The 19532-nt window shown below is 31.1% G+C and carries 19 protein-coding genes and 1 pseudogene; 14 read left to right on the plus strand and 6 right to left on the minus strand.

Annotated elements, in window-relative coordinates; genetic code table 11:
- The first annotated feature begins 7 nt into the window (after positions 1-7).
- Positions 8-1753: an adenine deaminase gene (gene ade / locus CDLVIII_RS08690; RefSeq protein ID WP_009169079.1), complete on the plus strand. Its 1746-nt coding sequence runs from the start codon at positions 8-10 to the stop codon at positions 1751-1753.
- 111 nt (positions 1754-1864) lie between these two features.
- Here ade and CDLVIII_RS08695 read toward each other — a convergent pair whose 3' ends face one another.
- Entirely contained in the window at positions 1865-2197 is a 333-nt protein-coding gene (locus tag CDLVIII_RS08695) for a helix-turn-helix domain-containing protein (RefSeq protein WP_144005421.1), read from the minus strand.
- Between the two features lie 112 nt (positions 2198-2309).
- Here CDLVIII_RS08695 and CDLVIII_RS08700 point away from each other — a divergent pair, with 112 nt between their 5' ends.
- The 10 genes and pseudogenes from CDLVIII_RS08700 to trxB form a co-directional block, all read left to right on the plus strand.
- Positions 2310-3407: an NADH:flavin oxidoreductase gene (locus CDLVIII_RS08700; protein WP_009169081.1), complete on the plus strand. Its 1098-nt coding sequence runs from the start codon at positions 2310-2312 to the stop codon at positions 3405-3407.
- A 394-nt stretch (positions 3408-3801) separates the two neighbouring features.
- Positions 3802-4125, plus strand: a complete 324-nt coding sequence (locus tag CDLVIII_RS31860) for a transposase zinc-binding domain-containing protein (RefSeq protein ID WP_050816242.1) — start codon at positions 3802-3804, stop codon at positions 4123-4125.
- A 50-nt stretch (positions 4126-4175) separates the two neighbouring features.
- Positions 4176-4922 (plus strand): IS91 family transposase, encoded by a 747-nt coding sequence (locus CDLVIII_RS31865; RefSeq protein WP_050816243.1) that lies wholly within the window; start codon positions 4176-4178, stop codon positions 4920-4922.
- Positions 4923-4937: 15 nt separating this feature from the next.
- A complete protein-coding gene (locus tag CDLVIII_RS08710) occupies positions 4938-5132 on the plus strand; it encodes a hypothetical protein (protein WP_009169082.1) in 195 nt (64 codons plus the stop codon).
- A 419-nt stretch (positions 5133-5551) separates the two neighbouring features.
- Positions 5552-6361, plus strand: coding sequence for an ABC transporter permease subunit (locus CDLVIII_RS08715; RefSeq protein WP_009169083.1), 810 nt, complete (start codon positions 5552-5554; stop codon positions 6359-6361).
- A 70-nt stretch (positions 6362-6431) separates the two neighbouring features.
- Positions 6432-7472, plus strand: coding sequence for a glycine betaine ABC transporter substrate-binding protein (locus CDLVIII_RS08720; protein WP_009169084.1), 1041 nt, complete (start codon positions 6432-6434; stop codon positions 7470-7472).
- A 20-nt stretch (positions 7473-7492) separates the two neighbouring features.
- Positions 7493-8320 carry an ABC transporter ATP-binding protein gene (locus CDLVIII_RS08725; protein WP_009169085.1) on the plus strand — a complete coding sequence of 276 codons (828 nt, stop codon included), beginning with the start codon at positions 7493-7495 and terminating at the stop codon, positions 8318-8320.
- A 122-nt stretch (positions 8321-8442) separates the two neighbouring features.
- Positions 8443-10491 (plus strand): alkaline phosphatase family protein, encoded by a 2049-nt coding sequence (locus tag CDLVIII_RS08730; RefSeq protein WP_009169086.1) that lies wholly within the window; start codon positions 8443-8445, stop codon positions 10489-10491.
- Between the two features lie 117 nt (positions 10492-10608).
- On the plus strand, positions 10609-10935 hold the full coding sequence (locus tag CDLVIII_RS08735) for a thioredoxin family protein (RefSeq protein WP_009169087.1): 327 nt from the start codon (positions 10609-10611) through the stop codon (positions 10933-10935).
- Between the two features lie 8 nt (positions 10936-10943).
- Positions 10944-11879 (plus strand): annotated as a pseudogene (gene trxB, locus CDLVIII_RS08740) (thioredoxin-disulfide reductase); the annotation flags it as partial.
- A gap of 228 nt (positions 11880-12107) precedes the next feature.
- On the opposite strand, the gene CDLVIII_RS08745 reads toward trxB, so the two are convergent.
- On the minus strand, positions 12108-13004 hold the full coding sequence (locus CDLVIII_RS08745) for a LysR substrate-binding domain-containing protein (protein WP_009169089.1): 897 nt from the start codon (positions 13002-13004) through the stop codon (positions 12108-12110).
- Between the two features lie 589 nt (positions 13005-13593).
- Between CDLVIII_RS08745 and CDLVIII_RS08750 the strand changes: the two genes are divergently transcribed.
- On the plus strand, positions 13594-14769 hold the full coding sequence (locus tag CDLVIII_RS08750; RefSeq protein ID WP_009169090.1) for a cyclopropane-fatty-acyl-phospholipid synthase family protein: 1176 nt from the start codon (positions 13594-13596) through the stop codon (positions 14767-14769).
- A 218-nt stretch (positions 14770-14987) separates the two neighbouring features.
- Here the strand turns inward: CDLVIII_RS08750 and CDLVIII_RS08755 are convergent, their stop codons facing one another.
- Both CDLVIII_RS08755 and CDLVIII_RS08760 read right to left on the minus strand, forming a co-directional pair.
- Complete coding sequence (locus tag CDLVIII_RS08755) at positions 14988-15191, minus strand: hypothetical protein (RefSeq protein ID WP_009169091.1); 204 nt, start codon at positions 15189-15191, stop codon at positions 14988-14990.
- A 117-nt stretch (positions 15192-15308) separates the two neighbouring features.
- Positions 15309-16514: an IS701 family transposase gene (locus CDLVIII_RS08760; protein WP_009169092.1), complete on the minus strand. Its 1206-nt coding sequence runs from the start codon at positions 16512-16514 to the stop codon at positions 15309-15311.
- Between the two features lie 229 nt (positions 16515-16743).
- On the opposite strand from CDLVIII_RS08760, the gene CDLVIII_RS31870 reads away from it, so the two are divergent.
- Together CDLVIII_RS31870 and CDLVIII_RS31875 are read left to right on the plus strand one after the other, a co-directional pair.
- Complete coding sequence (locus CDLVIII_RS31870; protein ID WP_050816244.1) at positions 16744-16977, plus strand: alpha/beta fold hydrolase; 234 nt, start codon at positions 16744-16746, stop codon at positions 16975-16977.
- Positions 16955-17191, plus strand: a complete 237-nt coding sequence (locus tag CDLVIII_RS31875) for an alpha/beta hydrolase (RefSeq protein WP_050816245.1) — start codon at positions 16955-16957, stop codon at positions 17189-17191. Before CDLVIII_RS31870 ends, CDLVIII_RS31875 begins: the two co-directional genes overlap by 23 nt.
- Before the next feature lie 222 nt (positions 17192-17413).
- Here CDLVIII_RS31875 and CDLVIII_RS08770 read toward each other — a convergent pair whose 3' ends face one another.
- The gene (locus CDLVIII_RS08770) at positions 17414-18643 is read right to left on the minus strand and encodes an OFA family MFS transporter (RefSeq protein WP_009169093.1); all 1230 of its coding nucleotides are present in this window, start codon (positions 18641-18643) and stop codon (positions 17414-17416) included.
- A 162-nt stretch (positions 18644-18805) separates the two neighbouring features.
- Positions 18806-19528, minus strand: a complete 723-nt coding sequence (locus CDLVIII_RS08775; protein WP_009169094.1) for a LytTR family DNA-binding domain-containing protein — start codon at positions 19526-19528, stop codon at positions 18806-18808.
- Positions 19529-19532: the final 4 nt, after the last annotated feature.

Genomic DNA, 19532 nt, shown 5'->3' on the forward strand with positions numbered 1-19532 from the left:
GTAGTTTATGAAAAGTAATATGTCTTTTTTAAAGAAAAGAATTAAGGTAGCAAAGAAGGAAATAAAAGCAGAGGTTGTTATAAAAAATGGAAAGATAGTAAATGTTTTTACTGGAAGCATCACAGAAGGTGATGTGGCAATTGTAGATGGATATATAGCAGGTATTGGAGAGTATGAGGGTGAAGAAATTATAGATGCACATGGTAGGTTTATAGTTCCTGGATTTATTGACGGTCATATGCATATTGAAAGTACAATGCTTACACCAAATGAATTGTCAAAGGTACTAATTAAGCATGGAGTTACTACAGTAATGGCAGATCCACATGAAATTGCTAATGTTGCGGGGACAGAAGGGATTAATTTTATGTTAAACGCATCAGAAAAGTTACCTATCGATGTGTTTGTTATGCTTCCTTCCTGTGTTCCGGTAACTCCATTTGAAAGTAGTGGAGCAAGACTAGATGCAGATGATTTAGAACCTTTTTACTCACATCCAAGGGTATTAGGTCTTGCAGAAGTCATGGATTTTCCATCTGTAGCTAACCTAAATGAAGAAATGCTTAAAAAACTTATTAATACTAATATAAATGGAGGTATTGTGGATGGACATGCTGCTGGGCTTAGTAAAGAAGAATTAAATATATACGCATCAGCAGGAATTTATGCAGATCATGAATGTGCTAATGTACAAGATGCAAAAGATCGTTTGGAATTAGGTATGTATTTAATGATTAGGGAAGGTACAGCTGCTAAGGATTTAAAGTCACTTCTGCCAGTTATTACTCCCATAAATTCAAGGCGATGTATGTTGGTTACAGATGATAAATTACTTGATGATTTGATTGATGAAGGAAGTGTGGATCATAATGTAAGACTTGCTATAAAAGAAGGTCTTGATCCTATTACAGCAATTCAAATGGCAACTATTAATGCAGCAGAGTTTTTCGGACTTCGTAGTCTAGGAGCAATTGCACCTGGATATCAGGCTGACTTATTAATAGTAGATGATTTGCATAATATTCTAGTTAATAAAGTTATAAAGAGAGGAAAATGTATTGTAGAGAATGGAGAAGTAAATGATGCAATAATTAATGGAAGTGAAAATAACAAAGAATTAGCTTCAAAATTACCTGTGATAAATATGAAAGAACTTAGAAAAAATGATTTGGAAATACAATTATCTTCGGAATTATGTAATGTAATAGAAATTGTTCCTAATAGCCTAATGACATATCATAAAATCGAAAAAGCTGATATAAATAATGGCTATTTTAGCACATCTATTTTAAAGGATCAATTAAAGATAGCTGTAATAGAAAGACATCATTCAACAGGAAATATTGGGCTAGGTATTGTTAAGGGGTTCGGTATAAAAAGTGGAGCCATTGCAACAACGGTAGCTCACGACTCTCATAACATTGTTGTTATTGGAACCTCTGATGAAGAAATGCTATTAGCAGTAGATCATATAAAAAAGATGAATGGAGGAATTGCAATTGTTTCAGGTAAAGAAGTTGTAGCATCATTACCCCTTGCGATAGGAGGATTAATGTCTGAGAATGGTTATTTAAAAGTTAAAGAAGAGCTTTATGATTTGAATAAAGCTTTAAATAGAATAGGATTTGAAAAAGAGTTTAATCCATTTTTAACTCTATCCTTTCTAACTCTTCCCGTTATTCCAGAAATTAAATTAACTGATAAAGGTTTATTTGAATTTAAAACATTTTCTCATATAAAAATCCAGGCATAAAATATTAGTGATTTTTAGGCTATCTACAATACTAAATAAGTATTGTAGATAGTATTTTTATGGTTATAATACATTGAAATCATAAAAACTAATTTATAGTATGGATTCTATTTAATCAAAGTGCTCATCTTTAATATGATCATGGCCCCAATTACAAAGAGCTTCCATAACAGGCATAAGTGATAAACCTTTTTCTGATAAACTGTATTCTACTTTTGGAGGAACCTGAGGATATTCTTTGCGAATAATTAAGTTATCTAATTCTAGCTCCCTTAATTGATTGCTTAACATTTTATGGGAAACGTCACCTAAAACTTTTTTTAATTCTCCATACCTTAGAATATTTGTTTTCCATAGCCAAAATAAAATGTGCATTTTCCATTTGCCATTAATTAGTGACATAGAATAGGAAAAGGGTTTAATATCTACAAGATTATAATCTATCATTTAATTCTCTCCTTTTAGTTAGTACCTAACAAAAAAGTGCATACTTTTTATAAAATTTGCTTTATTATATAATAGCCTTACAGAAAATACAAGAATGTGAGGCAAGAGAATGAAAAACTTATTTGAAAATACCACTATTAAAAATATGAAATTAAAAAATAGATTTTTTAAAGGAGCAACATGGGAAGCTTTAGCAGATGATAAGGGGCATATGACAGAAGAATTATATGATATGTATGAAGAGTTTGCTAAAGGTGGTGTGGGAACAATAATAACCAGTTATACTTATGTTACAGAAAATGAAAAGCCAAATCCTAAAATGTTAGGAATATATGATGATTCTTTTATAGAGGAATATAAAAAATTAACTGACTTAGTTCATAATTATAATTCTAACATAATAATGGAAATCGTATATGGTGGGTCTCAAACAAAGTATACAGATAAAGAAGTCTTTGGCCCGTCCAGTGTTGAAAATCAGGTCTCAAAGGTTACGCCAAAAGAAATGACAAAAGAAGATATAGATTATATAGTCAATGCTTATGGAGATGCTGCCTTAAGAGTTAAGAAATCTGGTTTTGATGGAGTAGAACTTCATGCTGGACATGGATATTTTCTAAATCACTTTTTAAGTCCGTATTATAACAGAAGAACAGATAAATATGGAGGAGAAATTGAAAATAGAGCTAGAATAATATTTGAAATATATGAAAATATAAGAAGTAAAGCAGGAGAAGAGTTTCCGATATTAATAAAAATAAATTCTGAAGATTTTGCTGAAGGAGGATTAACAAGAAGAGATAGTCTATATGTATGTAGAAGATTATCTGAAATGGGAATAGATGCAATAGAAGTTTCAGGAGGAAATGAATCATTTAATGAAGTTTGGGAAAATGATAATAAGTCTGTAAGATCTAAAGTACCTGGTGTAGAATTTCAGCCGCATTTCAAAGATTTTGCGGAGGAATTGTCAAAGCAAATAACAACACCTGTAATCTTAGTGAGTGGTAATAGAAGCATTAATGGGATGGAGGAAATTTTAAACGAAAGCAATGTTCAATATTTCGCATTAGCTAGGCCGCTTAATTCAGAACCTGATTTAATAAATAAGTGGGAGAAGAATCCTAGCTATAAAGTTAGATGTATATCATGTAATAAATGCTTTGATGTAGATGGACATAGATGTGTATTAAATTTAAAAAAATAAGATAATGCTTAAATTATTTGGTAAGTAGATAATATAATCAAAAATATAGAGAAGTTTTTTCTCTATATTTTTTTATCTGTTTAAATACCATAATGCTTACTTTTAGAATAATTTAATTTATTAAAAGGTATTTTAAGTTTACCACAAAAATAATTTAGTCAGTTGTTTGTCTATAATTTCATTTATTAAATTATATTTTTTTATTGTATAGGAAAGTATAAAAATCGCGCTCGCTGAAAGCGCGGCGTAGACTTGCATTAGAAAAATATATGTGGTAAATTGATGAAATGATTAAGAGTAAATTAAGAAGAATATTAGAGGAAAATTGGAATGAATTTTATAAAAGATATAAAAACAGAATTAGACCTAGTGTTATTGCAGAAGTAAAAAAGTTATGAAATGCAAGGATATAAGTAATGGTTATATTGAATTAAAATGTAAGGAATGTGGCGAAATAAAGAAAGTTGGGTTCACTTGTAAAAGTAGATTTTGTACATCATGTGGAAAGGTTTATGTTGATAATTGGGTTAATGGAATGCTGGGAAAATTAATAAATGTAAAGCATAGACATATGGTATTTACAATACCAGAGGAACTTAGAAATTACTTCGGAAGAGAAAGAGATAGGCTGAAGTTACTTCCGCAATGTGCAGCTAAAGCTGTTACGAGTTGGATGTATAAGCAAAATAAAAAGAAGAATTTATACCTGGAATTATAGCAGTTATACATACTTTTGGACGAGATTTAAAGTGGAATCCCCACGTCCACATGATGGTTACAGAAGGTGGAAAGGGTAAGCTAACTACCTGGAGAAATTTTAAATATTTTTCGTATGAAGCATTAAGAAAGAGATGGCAAAAAATATTATTAGATGAAATAATAAAAAGAGAAGGAAATAAAGATAGTTTTAGACGATTAAAGAACAAAATATATAAAAATAATAAAGATGGATTTTATGTTCATGCTAAAAATGAAATAAAATCAGCAAAGATAGCTGCAAAATATATTGGAAGATATGTTGGACGACCTGCGATAGCAGAATCAAGAATAATTGCGTATGATGGTGAAAGTGTAACATTTAAATATAAAAGACATGAAGACAATAAAGAAATAATAGAGAAAGTGTCAGTCTTTGAGTTTATAAAAAAAGTTATAATACATATACCAGACAAGAATTTTAAAATGGTGAGATATTTTGGACTGTATTCGAGGAGATGTAAGGATAAAGATCAATTTATCAAGATGATAGATAAGAAAATAATACAAATTAAGAAATCAATAGAAAAGTGGGAATATCGAATTCTTGCGTCTTTTGGGGTAGATCCATGCAAATGTTCTAAATGTGGTGGTAAGATGAGATTTAATGATATAGTGTATCCACGATACGGCTCGATGCGAGAATATTTTAAAGATAAATTTATAAGTGAAGGGAAAGAAAAATTAGAAAACATCCTGGAAATATATGCAATTGCAAAAGGAGTACTATATGGTAAAATAAAGCCGACAACAACATAGTTGGAGGGATGTTAAGTGAAAGATATAATACAATATAAATGTTTAAATTGTGGAATAACAGAAAATATACCTAGGGAGGTTGTAGAATACTTTGATGAGATGGATCAAAGTAATATAGATGAACCGCCTTGTTTTTCATGCGAAAAATGTGGCGGAGTTATGAGACCTAAAGAATACAATGGGGTATATGGCAAAAGTTATAAACTATAAGAAGAAAACCATAGAGGAACAGCAATCTCTATGGTTTTTAATTTAACTAATAATAATTTCTCCGAAGGAGCGTGTCGCAGACACTTTTGTTCTGAACCTATTGCCATGAACAATGAACAATGATAATATAACTATGTTCAATAAATGAACTTGAGGAAAGAGTGTAATAATCATAGAATATGCATAATAGACAAATATAATTTTATATTGAAAAGGAAATTTAAAAAATTAATCCTTAGTTATTCGATGTGTTTTATGTATTTTTTTATTGACAATGAAGGAAGCGTTTAGTAAGATATATTTAATATTAATCATAGTAATTTTATAGGAATAGTAAAAGTAAAAAGGGGAGCTATGTATGATAAAAAGAAATTTTTAAAATATATGCCATAAGAATCAGGGAGGTGAAAATAATTACTATGAATAATCAAGATATAACTCCAAAAACAGTGAAAAGAAAAAAAGGTAGAAGTTTTTATCTTGGTGTTTCATTTATCTCAGTACTCGTGTTTTTCTGCATATGGCAGATTACTACAAGTAAAGGTTTGATTAATCCGGTGTTCCTTCCATCGCCTCAAAAAGTATGGCAGGCATTTGTTGAATTAGCAAAACAAGGTTATAAGGGAGAAAGTCTAGTATCTCATATTGCTGTAAGTATGGAGAGACTTTTTATTGCTATCTTTTTTGCAATAATAATTGGTGTTCCTTTAGGACTTATTGCAGGTAGCTCAAGGACTGTAAGGGCAATTCTAGATCCATTTATTGAATTTTATCGTCCACTTCCGCCACTAGCGTATTATACATTAATTGTACTTTGGTTTGGAATTGGAGATGAATCAAAAATTATCCTATTATTTTTAAATGCTTTCGCACCTTTGTTAATTGGGGTTATATTTAGTGTTCAAAAGGTACCAATAGATAGAATTAATGGTGCTAAATCATTAGGTGCCAGCGGAGTGAATCTTTTTATCAGTGTTATTTTTAGATCATGCCTGCCAGATATATTGACTAGTCTTAGAACAGCTATCGGTGTTGCTTATGCAACTTTGGTTGCAGCAGAAATGGTTGCAGCCGTATCAGGAATAGGCTGGATGGTATTAGATGCAAGTAAATATCTTAGAAATGATATTGTCTATGCTGGAGTTATAATTATGGGAATTATAGCAATTATATTAGACTCTTTTGTAAGGTTTTTAATTAGAAAAGCTTCACCATGGTTAGAGAAGTAAATTAAAAATCCAGTAGCAACTTATTAGTGAAAATCAAAAGCTTACATTAAAATTTTAAGGAGTGTTATTTATGAAATTAAGGAAATATACAATACTTTTATCAGCTATTTTATCTATTGGAATTTTAGTAACAGGCTGCTCAGGAGCAAAAACAGCTAGTACGGCAGGAAATACTCAAGCTTCAGATTCAGCTTTGCCAAAAGAAATACGTTTAGGATATTTTCAGTCTCCAAATGGAGAACTTCTTGCAAAAGGAGAAAAGTTACTTGAAAAAAAATTCCCGGGGGTTTCAATTAAGTATGTTCAATTTGATGTTGGACGAGATGTAAATACTGCAATGGCTAGTGGATCTATAGATATAGCAACAATTGGTACACCTCCAGGGACAACTGGAATTGTTAATGATCTTCCTTATAAAATTTATTATTTGCATGATATAATTGGCGCAAGTGAAGCATTAGTTGCAAAAAATACATCTGGAATCAATTCAATAGCAGATGTAAAAGGTAAAAAAGTTGCAACTCCATTTGGTTCGACTTCTCATTATAGTTTACTTGCCGCATTAAAGCAAAATAATATTTCAGAAAATGATGTTACTATTTTAGATATGAATGCGCAAGACATTATAGCAGCATGGAGCAGAGGGGAAATTGATGGAGCATACATTTGGCAGCCAGCACAGTCGAAGCTCATTTCAGACGGTGGGAAAGTCATACTTACATCTGAAGATGTTGCGAATAAAGGAGGAGTTACAGGTGAATTTGGTATTGTAAGTAATGACTTTGCAGCCAAATATCCAGATGTAGTTAAGGCATATATCGATATATTAGATGAAGCTACTAAGTCATATAAAACTCAATCAGATGATGTAGTTAAAACATTATCATCAGAACTTGGGTTAAGTACTGATGATACAAAGCAGGCTATGAATCAAATTTCTGTTTTAGATAAGTCTGAGCAGGCAAAATATATAGGAACAGCAGACAAGCAAGGGACACTACCACAAATTCTAAAGGATACAAGTGATTTCTTATTAACTCAAAAAGCAGTTACTACTTCACCAGATATTGAAACTTTCAAGAAGGCAGTAAGAAACGATTTATATAATTAATAGATACGAGGAGATATAATATGGAATCGTTAGTAGAAATAAATAGACCAGAAGAAAGAAAAGAAAATTGTTCTGTTGAATTAAAACATGTTAATTTAATATATAAAAATGGAAAAGAGTATTCGAATGTCTTAAATAACATTGAGCTTAAATTATTTGATGATGATTTCGTTTGTGTTCTTGGGCCATCTGGATGTGGGAAAACTTCATTATTAAATGCTATCGCTGGATATAATACAGATATCTCAGGGCAAGTACTTATAAATGGAGCACCGCACACTAAGCCAAATCCAGATGTAGGAGTTGTTTTTCAGCAGCCTAACATCTTTCCTTGGTTAAGTGTTGAAAAGAATATTGAATTTGGACTTAAGATGAAGAAGATTCCTAAAAAAGAGCGAGTAGAAATCGTAAATCATTATGTTGACTTAGTTGGTTTAGAAAAAGCTAGAAAACTGCTTCCTCATCAATTGTCTGGAGGTATGAAGCAGCGTGCAGCAATTGCAAGAACATTAGCGGCAGACTCAAAAGTAGTTCTGCTTGATGAACCTTTTAGCGCATTAGATGCATTAACGAGAGAAGCTATGCAAAAACATCTAAAGAAGATATGGAAAGAAACTAATAAATGCTTTTTCTTTATTACTCATGATGTGGAAGAGGCGATTCTTTTATCAACTAGGATTATTGTAATGAATGCCAATCCGGGAAGAATTGTGAGTGATTTTAAAAATCCACTTCAACAATATGATGATAATAGCTTTAAAAAAATCAGAGTTTCAGAAGAATTTGGAGAGCTTAGAGATTCGTTAATAGAATTGATTCAGGGAAATGATTTAGAAAATGAAGTTTAACAAATTATACGATCTATTCACAAAAATAAGTATCAATATTAAGAGTAATAGAAATTTTTTTGTTGATTGTTCTCTTGGTGGAGGTACATTAACGACAGAATTGTTGAAGGGAGATAAATATTATGAAAAGAGCAGCACTTACTCAAAAATTATTGGTTTTGGGCGTAGATGGCATGGATCCAAGAGTGAGTCAAAAATTTTTAAAAGAAGGAAAAATGCCAAATTTAAAAAAGCTGATTGAACGTGGTTCAGCTAGAAATGATTTAAGACAAATTGGTGCAATCCCAACAATTACACCGCCTTGTTGGACAACACTTGCTACAGGTGCTTATCCAGGAACACATGGAATTACTTGTTACTGGAGACAATCTCCTGAAAGTCTTGATGCAGTTGTTTATAATATGGATTCGCGTAACTGCACTGCTGAACAGATTTGGAATATTACATCAGAAGCTGATTTAAAAACATTAGTTTGGCATTGGCCAGGCAGTTCTTGGCCGCCAACTTCTCACAGTGAAAACTTGAGTGTTGTAGATGGAACTCAGCCAGGATCTGTTAATATGGGAGTTGCACAACTTGATTGGGAAAAAGTTATTGTTGCTTCGCCTGAAATCGAAGAGGTTCGTTATGCACCAAGAGTCGAAAAGCCAGCAGGTGTTGGTTGTATAATTACAGATTTAGAAGGCACTTTAGACGATGAAGTTGATGATGAAATGATGGAACTTTGGTGGGGAGATACAGCCCGTCAAGGCGGTGAAATTCGTACCTATGTTATGGATGATAATGATACAGAAATTGTTATTGGAAGTAAAGTGGCTTATGATATTGTAAATTCTCCACTTAAACAGGCAAAGGGGTGGAAAAGTGCGCCGGAAGGAGCAAAAGAATTCACTATAATAACTTCAAGCGGTGTAACTAGACGTCCAGCCTTAATTCTTAAAAATGAAGCTGGTGAATATGATAAAGTAGCAATTTATAAAAATAAGAAAGCAGATGAACCAATCGTCATTTTAGAGAAAGATAAGATGGTAACAGGTATAATAGACGATGTTACAAAGAAAGAAGTGACAAAGCCTGCATGTCGTTCAATGAAGATTTTAGAACTTGATCCACAAGGCAATAAGGTTAGAGTCTGGATTAGTAATGCTCTTGACATCTCCAATGATCAATTATGGCATCAAAAATCTTTATACAAAGATATTACTGAGAATGTTGGACATGTTCCGCCTGTTAGCTTAATCGGTGGAGAAGATGATGAACTAGTAAGGGAAATCTTTGAACCATCCTGGGCAATTTACGATAAGTGGCAGGCGGATTGTCTTAATTATTGCATTAAGGAGAAAAAATATGATGTAGTATTCTCTCATCTTCATAATATTGATTGTGCAGGACATCAATTATGGCATCTTGCTAAGACGCTTGAGCCATGGGATTACACTGATGAAAAAGTATATCAGGAATTTATTGAAAAATTCTATATACAAACAGATGATTATATTGGTGAATTCCTGCATCTATTAGATGAAGGATGGACTGTATTACTTGTAAGCGATCATGGGCTTATGGTTGGAGAAAATGTACCTCCAATTTTAGGTGAGTATGGCGGATTAAATACAAAAGTCATGGAAGAGCTTGGGTATACAGTTTTGAAAAAAGATAAAGATGGTAATTCAACAAGAGAAGTAGATTGGGAGAAAACAAGAGCTGTTCAGATTCGTAGTAATTATATTTATATTAATCTAAAAGGCCGTGATAAATATGGTATTGTAGATCCTAAAGATAAATATGATTTAGAAGAACAAATAATCTCTGACTTGTATAATTACAGGGATGATAAAACCGGTAAAAGAGTTGTGGGCATATGCCTTAGAAATAAAGATGCTGTCTTAATAGGTACTCATGGACCAGAATGTGGTGATATATTCTTCTCTATCGAAGAAAAATATAACAGACTCCACGGAGATAGTCTTTCGACTTCAGAAGGATATTTTGATACCTCGGTGTCACCAATCTTTGTAGCAGCAGGCTCTGGGATAAAGAATGGATTTACAACTGAACGTATTATAAGGCAAGTTGATGTTGCGCCTTCAGTTTCTGTATTACTAGGTTTACGTTATCCTGCACAGTGTGAAGGAGCTCCAATTTATCAAATTTTCTCAGAAGATATTTAGGCATAATCAGAAAAATAACAAATCCATCTCTCTTAATAAAGAATTATGGCTATCAGAAAGTAGCACTCTGATAGCTGTTTTTAAAATAGATTGAAGAATTATAAAGGAGTGAATAGAATGGCTTTACAACATTTGAATTCAAATGAGTTTGATGAAATTATATATGACAATGCTGAGTCAAGCCTAGTGATTTTTTCTAGAGAAAGCTGTAGTGTATGTCAAGGTGTAGTACCAATTTTAGAAGATTTAAAATCAAAATATGATGGTAAGTATAATTTTTATTATGTTGACGTTGAAGAACAAAAAAATTTATTTCAGAGATTTTCTTTAAAAGGTGTTCCTCAAATCCTGTTTTTTAAGGATGGTGAGTACCAAGGAAAATTAGCTGGTAACGTAGAAGATGATGCAGTTGAGGAAAAAATTGCTGAAGTTTTTGAGGAGTGATTAAAAGTATGGGCGATATGACTAATTCCTACGATTTAATTATCATAGGTGGTGGGCCTGCAGGACTTTCAGCTGCAATTTATGGTGGAAGAGCTAAACTTAAAACTCTGGTAATTAATAAAGGAGTAGTTGGAGGTCTCGTAAATACAACAAGGGAAGTAGTTAACTATCCTGGTTATGAACAAATCAGCGGGCCAGAGCTTATGAAAAACTTTAAGAAGCACGCAGAGAACTTTGGAGTTGAATTTTTAAGAGATGAAGTTGTAGGTGCTGATTTGTCATTAAGAGAAAAACTCATTACCACTAAGAAAGGAAAGCAATTCTTAGCTAAGGCTGTAATCATAGCTTGTGGCAGCGAGCCTAGACTACTAAACATTCCTGGCGAAAAGAGATTCCAAGGCAATGGAGTGGCATACTGCGCAACTTGTGATGCTGAGTTTTTTGAAGGAGAACATGTTGTTGTAATTGGAAGCGGTGACCAGGCGATTGAAGAAGGAATGTACATCACAAAGTTTGCAAGTAAAGTGACTGTCATAGTGCTTCATGATGAAGGTATTCTCGATTGTAATAAAGTAAGCAGCGAAAAAGCCTTTAATAATGAAAAGATGGAGTTTATCTGGAATTCAACCATAGAGGAAGTCCTTGGGAATGAAAATGTAGAAGGAGTAAAAATTAAGAACTTAAACACTGGAAATATAAAAGAGATAAACTGCCAAGGAGTATTTTTCTTTGTAGGTATGGTACCATCAACTAATTTCTTAAAAAACAGTAATCTTAAGTTTGATTCAAACGGTTATATATCTGTAAATGAACTCATGGAAACTAGCTTTGAAGGAGTTTATGCTATTGGAGATAATAGAGTTAAATATTTAAGACAGATTGTTTCTGCTGCTGGTGATGGAGCAATTGCAGCGGTGGCAGCTGAAGGTTATATTGAAGAAATTAAACGTCTTAAGGGTATACTAGATAGAGAGTAACTAAAAAGTGAATTGAAGAATTTATAGAGCTATTTAAGAATAAACAAAAAGCAACATTCATAGGGGAATATGAACGTTGCTTTTTATATTTATAGGGTAAATATTTATGAAAAAAAGTTTTATCAATCTTATAAGTTCATTATAGTGAGCAATTGTGTCAGAATGGTGGCAAATTTATATATGTCTTTATGTAATTTATAATAGATAATTTAAAAAGTTATCTATTATTCTTTTATTACCGCTTTTTTTAGAATATATACAAGCAAATTTAAAGTCAGAATCGAATTCACGATCAATTAATGAAATAGGGACAATTCTTTGACTTTCTACATAAGGATCATCTCTTAGCATTGAACTAGGAAGTATACTAAATGCTAATCCCTCAGCTACGGTTTTTTTTATAAGTTCAGAGTTTGTGGTTGTGAACAAAACATTTATAGATATATTCTTCTTTTTTAAAGGTTTAAGCACTTTTTCGCAAAATTCACTAGAGTATATGACAATTGGATAATTGAATAAATCTTCAATGCTTACTGCGTCACCATAAGCTAATGGAGAATTTTTAGAAAGTATGATTTTCATTTCACCTCCATAGTCTAAGTATTTAAAATTAACATTAGCCAGCGCTTCTTTTTTTGTATGTTTATTAACAGGTATAAATCCTAAATCGATAATATTATTATTAATTTTCTCAATAATTGTATTACGATAAGTCTCTATAAGATTTATCTTGATTTGAGGAAAATCTCTTTTAAATGATGATAGAGCATATGGCAGAAATCCTGCTAATGCACTTGGAGAAAATGCAATTTTTAATTCTCCTTTTAATGAAGAATTCATAATCTGAGCTTCTGTTTTTATTTCGTCCACTTTTCTCACAATTTCCAGAGCTTTTCTAATAATATTTCTACCGTCCTCTGTAGGTATAGTTCCCATTCGAGATCTTTTAAATAATTTCACTTCTAATTCTTTTTCTAATTGGAATAGCGATTGACTTATAGCTGATTGAGAAATATGAAGATTTTGCGCTGCGAGAGAAATTGATTTTGTATTAACAATTTCTTTAATATATTCCATTTGTTCAAAGTTCATAACAAACCTCCTTGTATAATTTAATATAATCTATACTTATATTAACATAAGTAATAATTGTTTTACATTTATAAAACTAATAGTTAAACTTAAATATAGGGTTGTCACAATAATTTTATACTTAAGTTTAACTATTAAAAGGTTTAAAAACATCAAAAATTATTTTACATCCTCATAACTCCTCTATAAAATTCATTTCTGGACTATATGGCGGTAAAAACAATAATGGTTTCTTCTTTTCATAATGGTGTTTGACAACGGAAATGGGGAATGACTTACCATCTAGGAATTTTAGCAAATCGCCATTCATATTATTCCTACGATATTATGAATATTGTGCAACTCTGTGAACATAGTCCAAGCAACACATAATGTAATCATATATACTGAATTAGATAAACAATGTTTATATCTTCAATTATGAAGGCTATTTGGATTATTTTCAATAATATTGCTATTTTGAGTATGTGAATATAGTCTAAATAAGAATTTTTGATTGCAATATATATTAATTTTTTACATCAGATTATTAGTAAAATTTATATAGATTTGATAATAATATTTAAACACGAAAAAGGAGATGAATGTCATGATAATTGACAAAGTATTTTACAAAACATTGTTCAAAAATTTATTTTCAGATACTTTTGAATTGAAACTTTGGGATGGCAGCTCAGAAATCTATGGAAAAGGAGAAGTTCAATTTAAAATAATTTTTAATGAACCTATTCCTAAGGCGGATATTATTAAGGACCCTTCCTTAACTTTTGGTGAAGCTTATATGACCAATAAGATAGATATTGAAGGAAGTGTTCAAAAGGTTATTGAGTCTTTATATAACAATAAAGAAAGCTTTTTAAGTAATAGTGATAAATATTCAAGTTTGTTAAAGATAGCTACAAATAACATTAAAAACAGTAAGAAGAACATAGAATTTCATTACGATATAGGAAATGATTTTTACAAGTTATGGTTAGATGATACTATGACCTATTCTTGCGGTTACTTTAAGTCTAAAGATGATTCTTTAATTCAGGCACAAAAGAATAAAGTAGAGCATATTCTTAAGAAGCTAAATTTAAAAGAAGGAGAAACTTTACTTGATATAGGTTGTGGATGGGGTGAGCTTATTACCTCAGCAGCAAAAAAATATAAAGTTAAGGCTATGGGAATAACTTTAAGTGCTGAACAATTAGCAAAAGTTAAAGAAAGAATAAAAAATGAAGGATTAGAAGATCTAGTTGAAGTTCAACTTGTGGATTACAGGGAACTAAAGAATAGAACTTTCGATAAAGTAGTTAGTGTAGGAATGCTTGAACATGTTGGACAAGACCACCTTGCAGAGTATTTTGTATCTGTAAATAATTTATTAAATGATAAGGGTGTATCTTTACTTCATTGTATAACATCCACAGAGATTGGCGGAAATAATACATGGATTAATAAATATATATTTCCAGGTGGATATATACCAGCAGTTAAAGAATTAGTTAACTGTATGTCCGATGTAGGATTTAGTTTGAATGATGCAGAAAACTTAAGACTTCATTATGGAAGAACTTTAGAGCATTGGGCAGAAAATTTTGAAAATGCATTGCCTGAAATAAGAAAAACTAAAGATGAAACTTTTATAAGAATGTGGAGATTATATTTAAATGCCAGCGCAGCATCTTTTAACAGCGGAAATATAAGCATTCATCAATTTTTATTTAATAAAGGCGTAAATAATGAATTACCATGGACTAGAGATTATATGTATAAATAATTAAGTGTAATAACACATATTCAATTCACCAGTGAAAAGAAGACGTATTTATATCAGTGGTATAAAGAAGCTTGATTATAGTAATGAAAAGTGTTTATAAGGTCAAATCAATTAAAAACATCATAACTGTTTTTAATAGTTACGCAAACGAAGGTATTTTAAATCATAAAATGTCTTCGTTTGTTTATGTTATATATTAAATTAGTTTAATAAGAGCTCTACATTTCAATTGTTGATTTTAAGCCTGAAATCATAAAAGGAAGAATTTCTTTAACTAATAGACAAGTATCTTTTAAAGTGTCTTTACTATTCCAGCGTTTAGTAGCACAATATATGCCGCTGCTAATCATAACGGTAAGTAATTCTAATTTATCTTCTTCATTCTTTGAAAAGGTTTTGTTATTCATTAGCATACTTTTCATATCATAACTATATCTTTGTTAGTAACCAACACTATAGAATTTTTGTTGGTTGAACTATTAACTATAAACGAGCGAAATTGCAAACAAATATTTCCAATTGAATAACTAAAAAGATACTTATGCAACATTGAAAAGCTCTAAAATGGTATCAATAGGCTCTCCAGCTTGAGTTTTTTCATAAATGAAAGTTATTTTTTCGGCCTCTAATTGAACTCTAGCATTTTTTAATCCATCACTAAATTTTAAAGTATCTTCGGATACTTCTAATCCACAATAAACATATGTAATCATCATAATAAGCAGATATCTTTTTATACTTTTTTCACTGCGAATTTGATAATCATCTAATCCTAGTTTTTTCTTAGATTCTCTAAAGAAAATTTCGATCGGCCACCTATGTTTGTAGTGGTTTAGCAATTCCAATAATGACATATTAGAATCAGGACTTATAAAAGCTCTTAAACAGCCATCTTTAAAAAGAGCTTCTTTAGGCCAACTTAGAATTATTAAGGCTTCTTTTAAATCATTTAACTTTCCTTTATAGGAATATACATAATACTCTGAGTTGCCAACTTTAACTAGGTCGACATCCTCTTTAGTTAGTGTTTTCCCGAAAGCGTTAAGCTTAATACCAAGTCTTTCATGATTAGTAGGATAAATTACTCTGTTAGTACGTAATCCACCTACATATTTGAAACCAGCTTTTTTAGAAGCATTAAAAATCTTTTTACAACTATACCAGCTATCACACAAAACATATCCTTCATTTTTTGGAGATGGTAAGGAATTTATAAGCTCAATAGCCATTTGAATTTTACTCTTAATCTTTTTGTCGTAAATAGATATTGAGTATGGCATAACAACATCATCACAAATAAGCATAACAGTTACTAATTGATGTCCGTAAACAGTTTTATGTTTTAAATGAGAATTATGAAAACTACACTTTTCAATAGGTTTTACTGCCTTTGACGAGGGCACAGTCCTTTCCGAGATAGTATCATCTATAGCGACATAGATTGGTTTTCCAGTTGCTTTAGAAATTTCCCAAATCTTTTTTATAACCAAATTACGGAGTGCTCTTTCAACAAAGTCTTCATTCCAAGGACTTTTAGATAAGAATTTTCCTACATTCGTCCTATGCCTGAAAGGCATAAGGTCGGCTACGTCAGTAACTTTACCTACAAATCCTTTTTTTATCATAGCACTCATAATAAGAGCTATAATATGAAGCTGCGGCTTAGTAAAATAAATTGCAAATCTTGATTCTTTTAAGAATTTGATTATAGATGATGAATTTGTTATAATTGAGCCTATGAACATTTATGTTATCTCCTTGTTATTTTTTGTGTGAGAACTTAATTATAACAAATGATTTTATAAATGTTCTATTTTTTATTATTGGTAAGTTATTGGATGTAAAAACGCTCGTTTATAGTATTAATTTTAGTACATTATAATCATAGCATGCACAAATCGCTTTAACAACACGTGTTTAATGAACAAACGATTATGCTTTTATTTATAATTTGTATGAATAAGGAGAAGCAAAATGAGTGAATTAAAACATAGAATTATTGAAACAAACGGTATTAAAATGCATATAGCTGAACAGGGAGAAGGACCACTTGTATTATTGCTTCATGGGTTTCCTGAGATATGGTACTCATGGAGGTATCAGATTCCTGTATTAGCTGAAGCAGGCTTCCATGTAGTAGCCCCAGATTTAAGAGGCTTTGGAGATACAGAGCAGCCAGAAGCTAATGATAAGTATACGCTGCTTTAATGGAGTAAAAGTAACAATTCCAGCTCTATTTATGGTGGGGGATAGTGATGTTGGTTTAAGTATTCCGGGAATGGAGCAAATAATTTCTGGAATGAAAAATCTTGTTCCAAACCTTCGTGAAACTATATTTATTAAAGATTGCGGACATTGGGCACAGCAGGAAAAATCAGAAGAAGTAAATAAAGCGATAATTTCATTTCTGAAAGATCTTTAATTTATATATATTGAAATTCGCAATGTACAGTTTACAATTATAAATTATGAATTGTAAATTGTTAGCCATAACATATATATTTCAGAAGAGCAAAATGTTTTTTTATATTTTATAAATATAAAATTTATTAAAATGAAAATAAGCTGAAATATACGCATATTATAAAAATAAGAAAAGCTTAGAGATATCATATCTAAGCTTTTCTTAATTAATATATTTTTACTAAGCAACTTCTTGTATTAACTTTGAGGCAGCTGGTTTTACACTTGCGTTATGTGTTTCAGCTTTCATTATTGAAGTTAAAATTATAGATACTAGACATAAGGCACCTACAATTATAAAGGTAGGTATAAATCCACCAGCTATTGCAGCGATAAATGAACCTGCAAGAGCTCCAAAGCCAAAGCCCTGATAGATAATTCCATAATTTTTAGTCTGGTTCTTTAAGCCGAAGAAATCACCTACAATAGTAGGGAATACTGTAATATTTCCGCCAAAGCAAAATGCAATTGAAGCAACGCAGGCGAAGAAAATCATAAAGTCTAAATGTACAAAACTTAAAACAAATACTGAAACAGTTGTTACAGCTAAGGTAAAGAGTATTACATTTAATCTTCCAAGTCTATCAGATAAGGCACCAAGGATGATTCTTCCGGCTGTATTAAAGATTGCTATCATAGCAACTGCATTTGCGGCTACAGCAGGTGTAAGACCAGCCAATTGAACACCTATATCTTTAACAATTCCTATTAAATAAAGACCACTCATACATGCTGTGAAGAATATTACGAATAGAAAATACGCTTCTTTAGTTTTTAACATTTCTTTTACTGAAAATTCTTTCTTATTTATGTTACCGTTAGATTGATTAGCTGATGTATCTATTACAGGGGCATCTTTTATTAATTGAGCACCAATAACAACTAGTACCATAATTATTATTCCCCAGTACAAAAATGCTTCCGAAACACCTACACTACTGATTAAGCCGCCGTTAATATATTTAAATATTAAGCTTCCAGTACCATAAGCTCCAACTGAAATACCTGAAATAAGTCCTTTTTTCTCAGGAAACCATTTAATACAGTTTGAAAGTGATGTAAGATATGCGATGCCATCTGCGGCACCAACTATTACACCAGCTGTCAAATATAACATAGATATTGAAGTAACTTTAGAGGTTAATATTAGTCCAGCGCCTAGAACTAAACCTGAAATTGATATTAGTTTTCGAATTCCTAATTTATCTTGAAGTTTTCCTCCAGCTAAAGTAGAGAAGGCTAAAGCAAAACTTGTTATAGAAAAGGTAACAGTTACCCCACTCAACTGCCAGCCAAATTTATCCACTAAAGGTTGATTAAATAAACTCCAAGTATAAATTGTTCCAAGACCTAATTGTGCAATAATTGTACCTAAAACTATTAACCATCGATTTTCAGTTTTTTCTTTCATCGTTCATCGCTCCTTAATTATATGCAAATATTTATTAAGGCATTTACAACATTCTTTAGTTAACTCTTTATGTTGCTTGCTTCCTTGATTTTATTATAAGTCCGTGAAATATAAAATTACGCTTTATTGAACGAAATGCATAAAAATCGACATGGGATACATTTATATATTCATAAGTTGTTTAAACTCTTTTATGTTACTCCTGCTTACAGGAATTTGGAAATCTATATCCTGAAGTTTTAAATTGTAAGTGTTATTAAACCAAGGTATGATTTCTCTGATTTTATTTACATTAACAATATAGGATCTATGGCATTTAAAGAAAGTATCCTTTGGAAGAGTTTCATAAAACTCAGCTATACCAAGGCTCACTGAATACTCATCATTTTTGGTAAAAACATGGGTTATTCTTTCTTCAGCAGTGCAATAATATATATCATTCATAGAGACTACTATTATTTTTTCATTTTTCCATAGATTTATCTTATTTGACAAGTTGCTCTTAGGGACAGTATTTTCTTTGTCATTATTGGCAGCTTCTAATTTTTTTAGCATAGCTACAATTCTAGACTCTGAATAAGGCTTTAATATATAATCAAAGGCTTCTATTTCAAAGGCTTCTGCAGCATGTTCCTTATAAGCAGTTATAAAGACTATGTAAGGTTTTTTAGAAAACTTACTTATACTTTTAGCAAGTAATACTCCATCTAACGATGGTATGTTTATGTCCATGAATATAATATCAATCTCATTATTTTGAATAAATTTAAGTACATCTATTCCATCTTCAAATTCATCTATAATTTCTATTTTGCTGTAATTTTTAATAAAAAATTTAAGTTCTTCTCGTGCTAAGAACTCATCTTCAACTATTATAGCTTTCATATGA

This window comes from Clostridium sp. DL-VIII, from assembly GCF_000230835.1.
Classification (GTDB): Bacteria; Bacillota; Clostridia; order Clostridiales; family Clostridiaceae; genus Clostridium.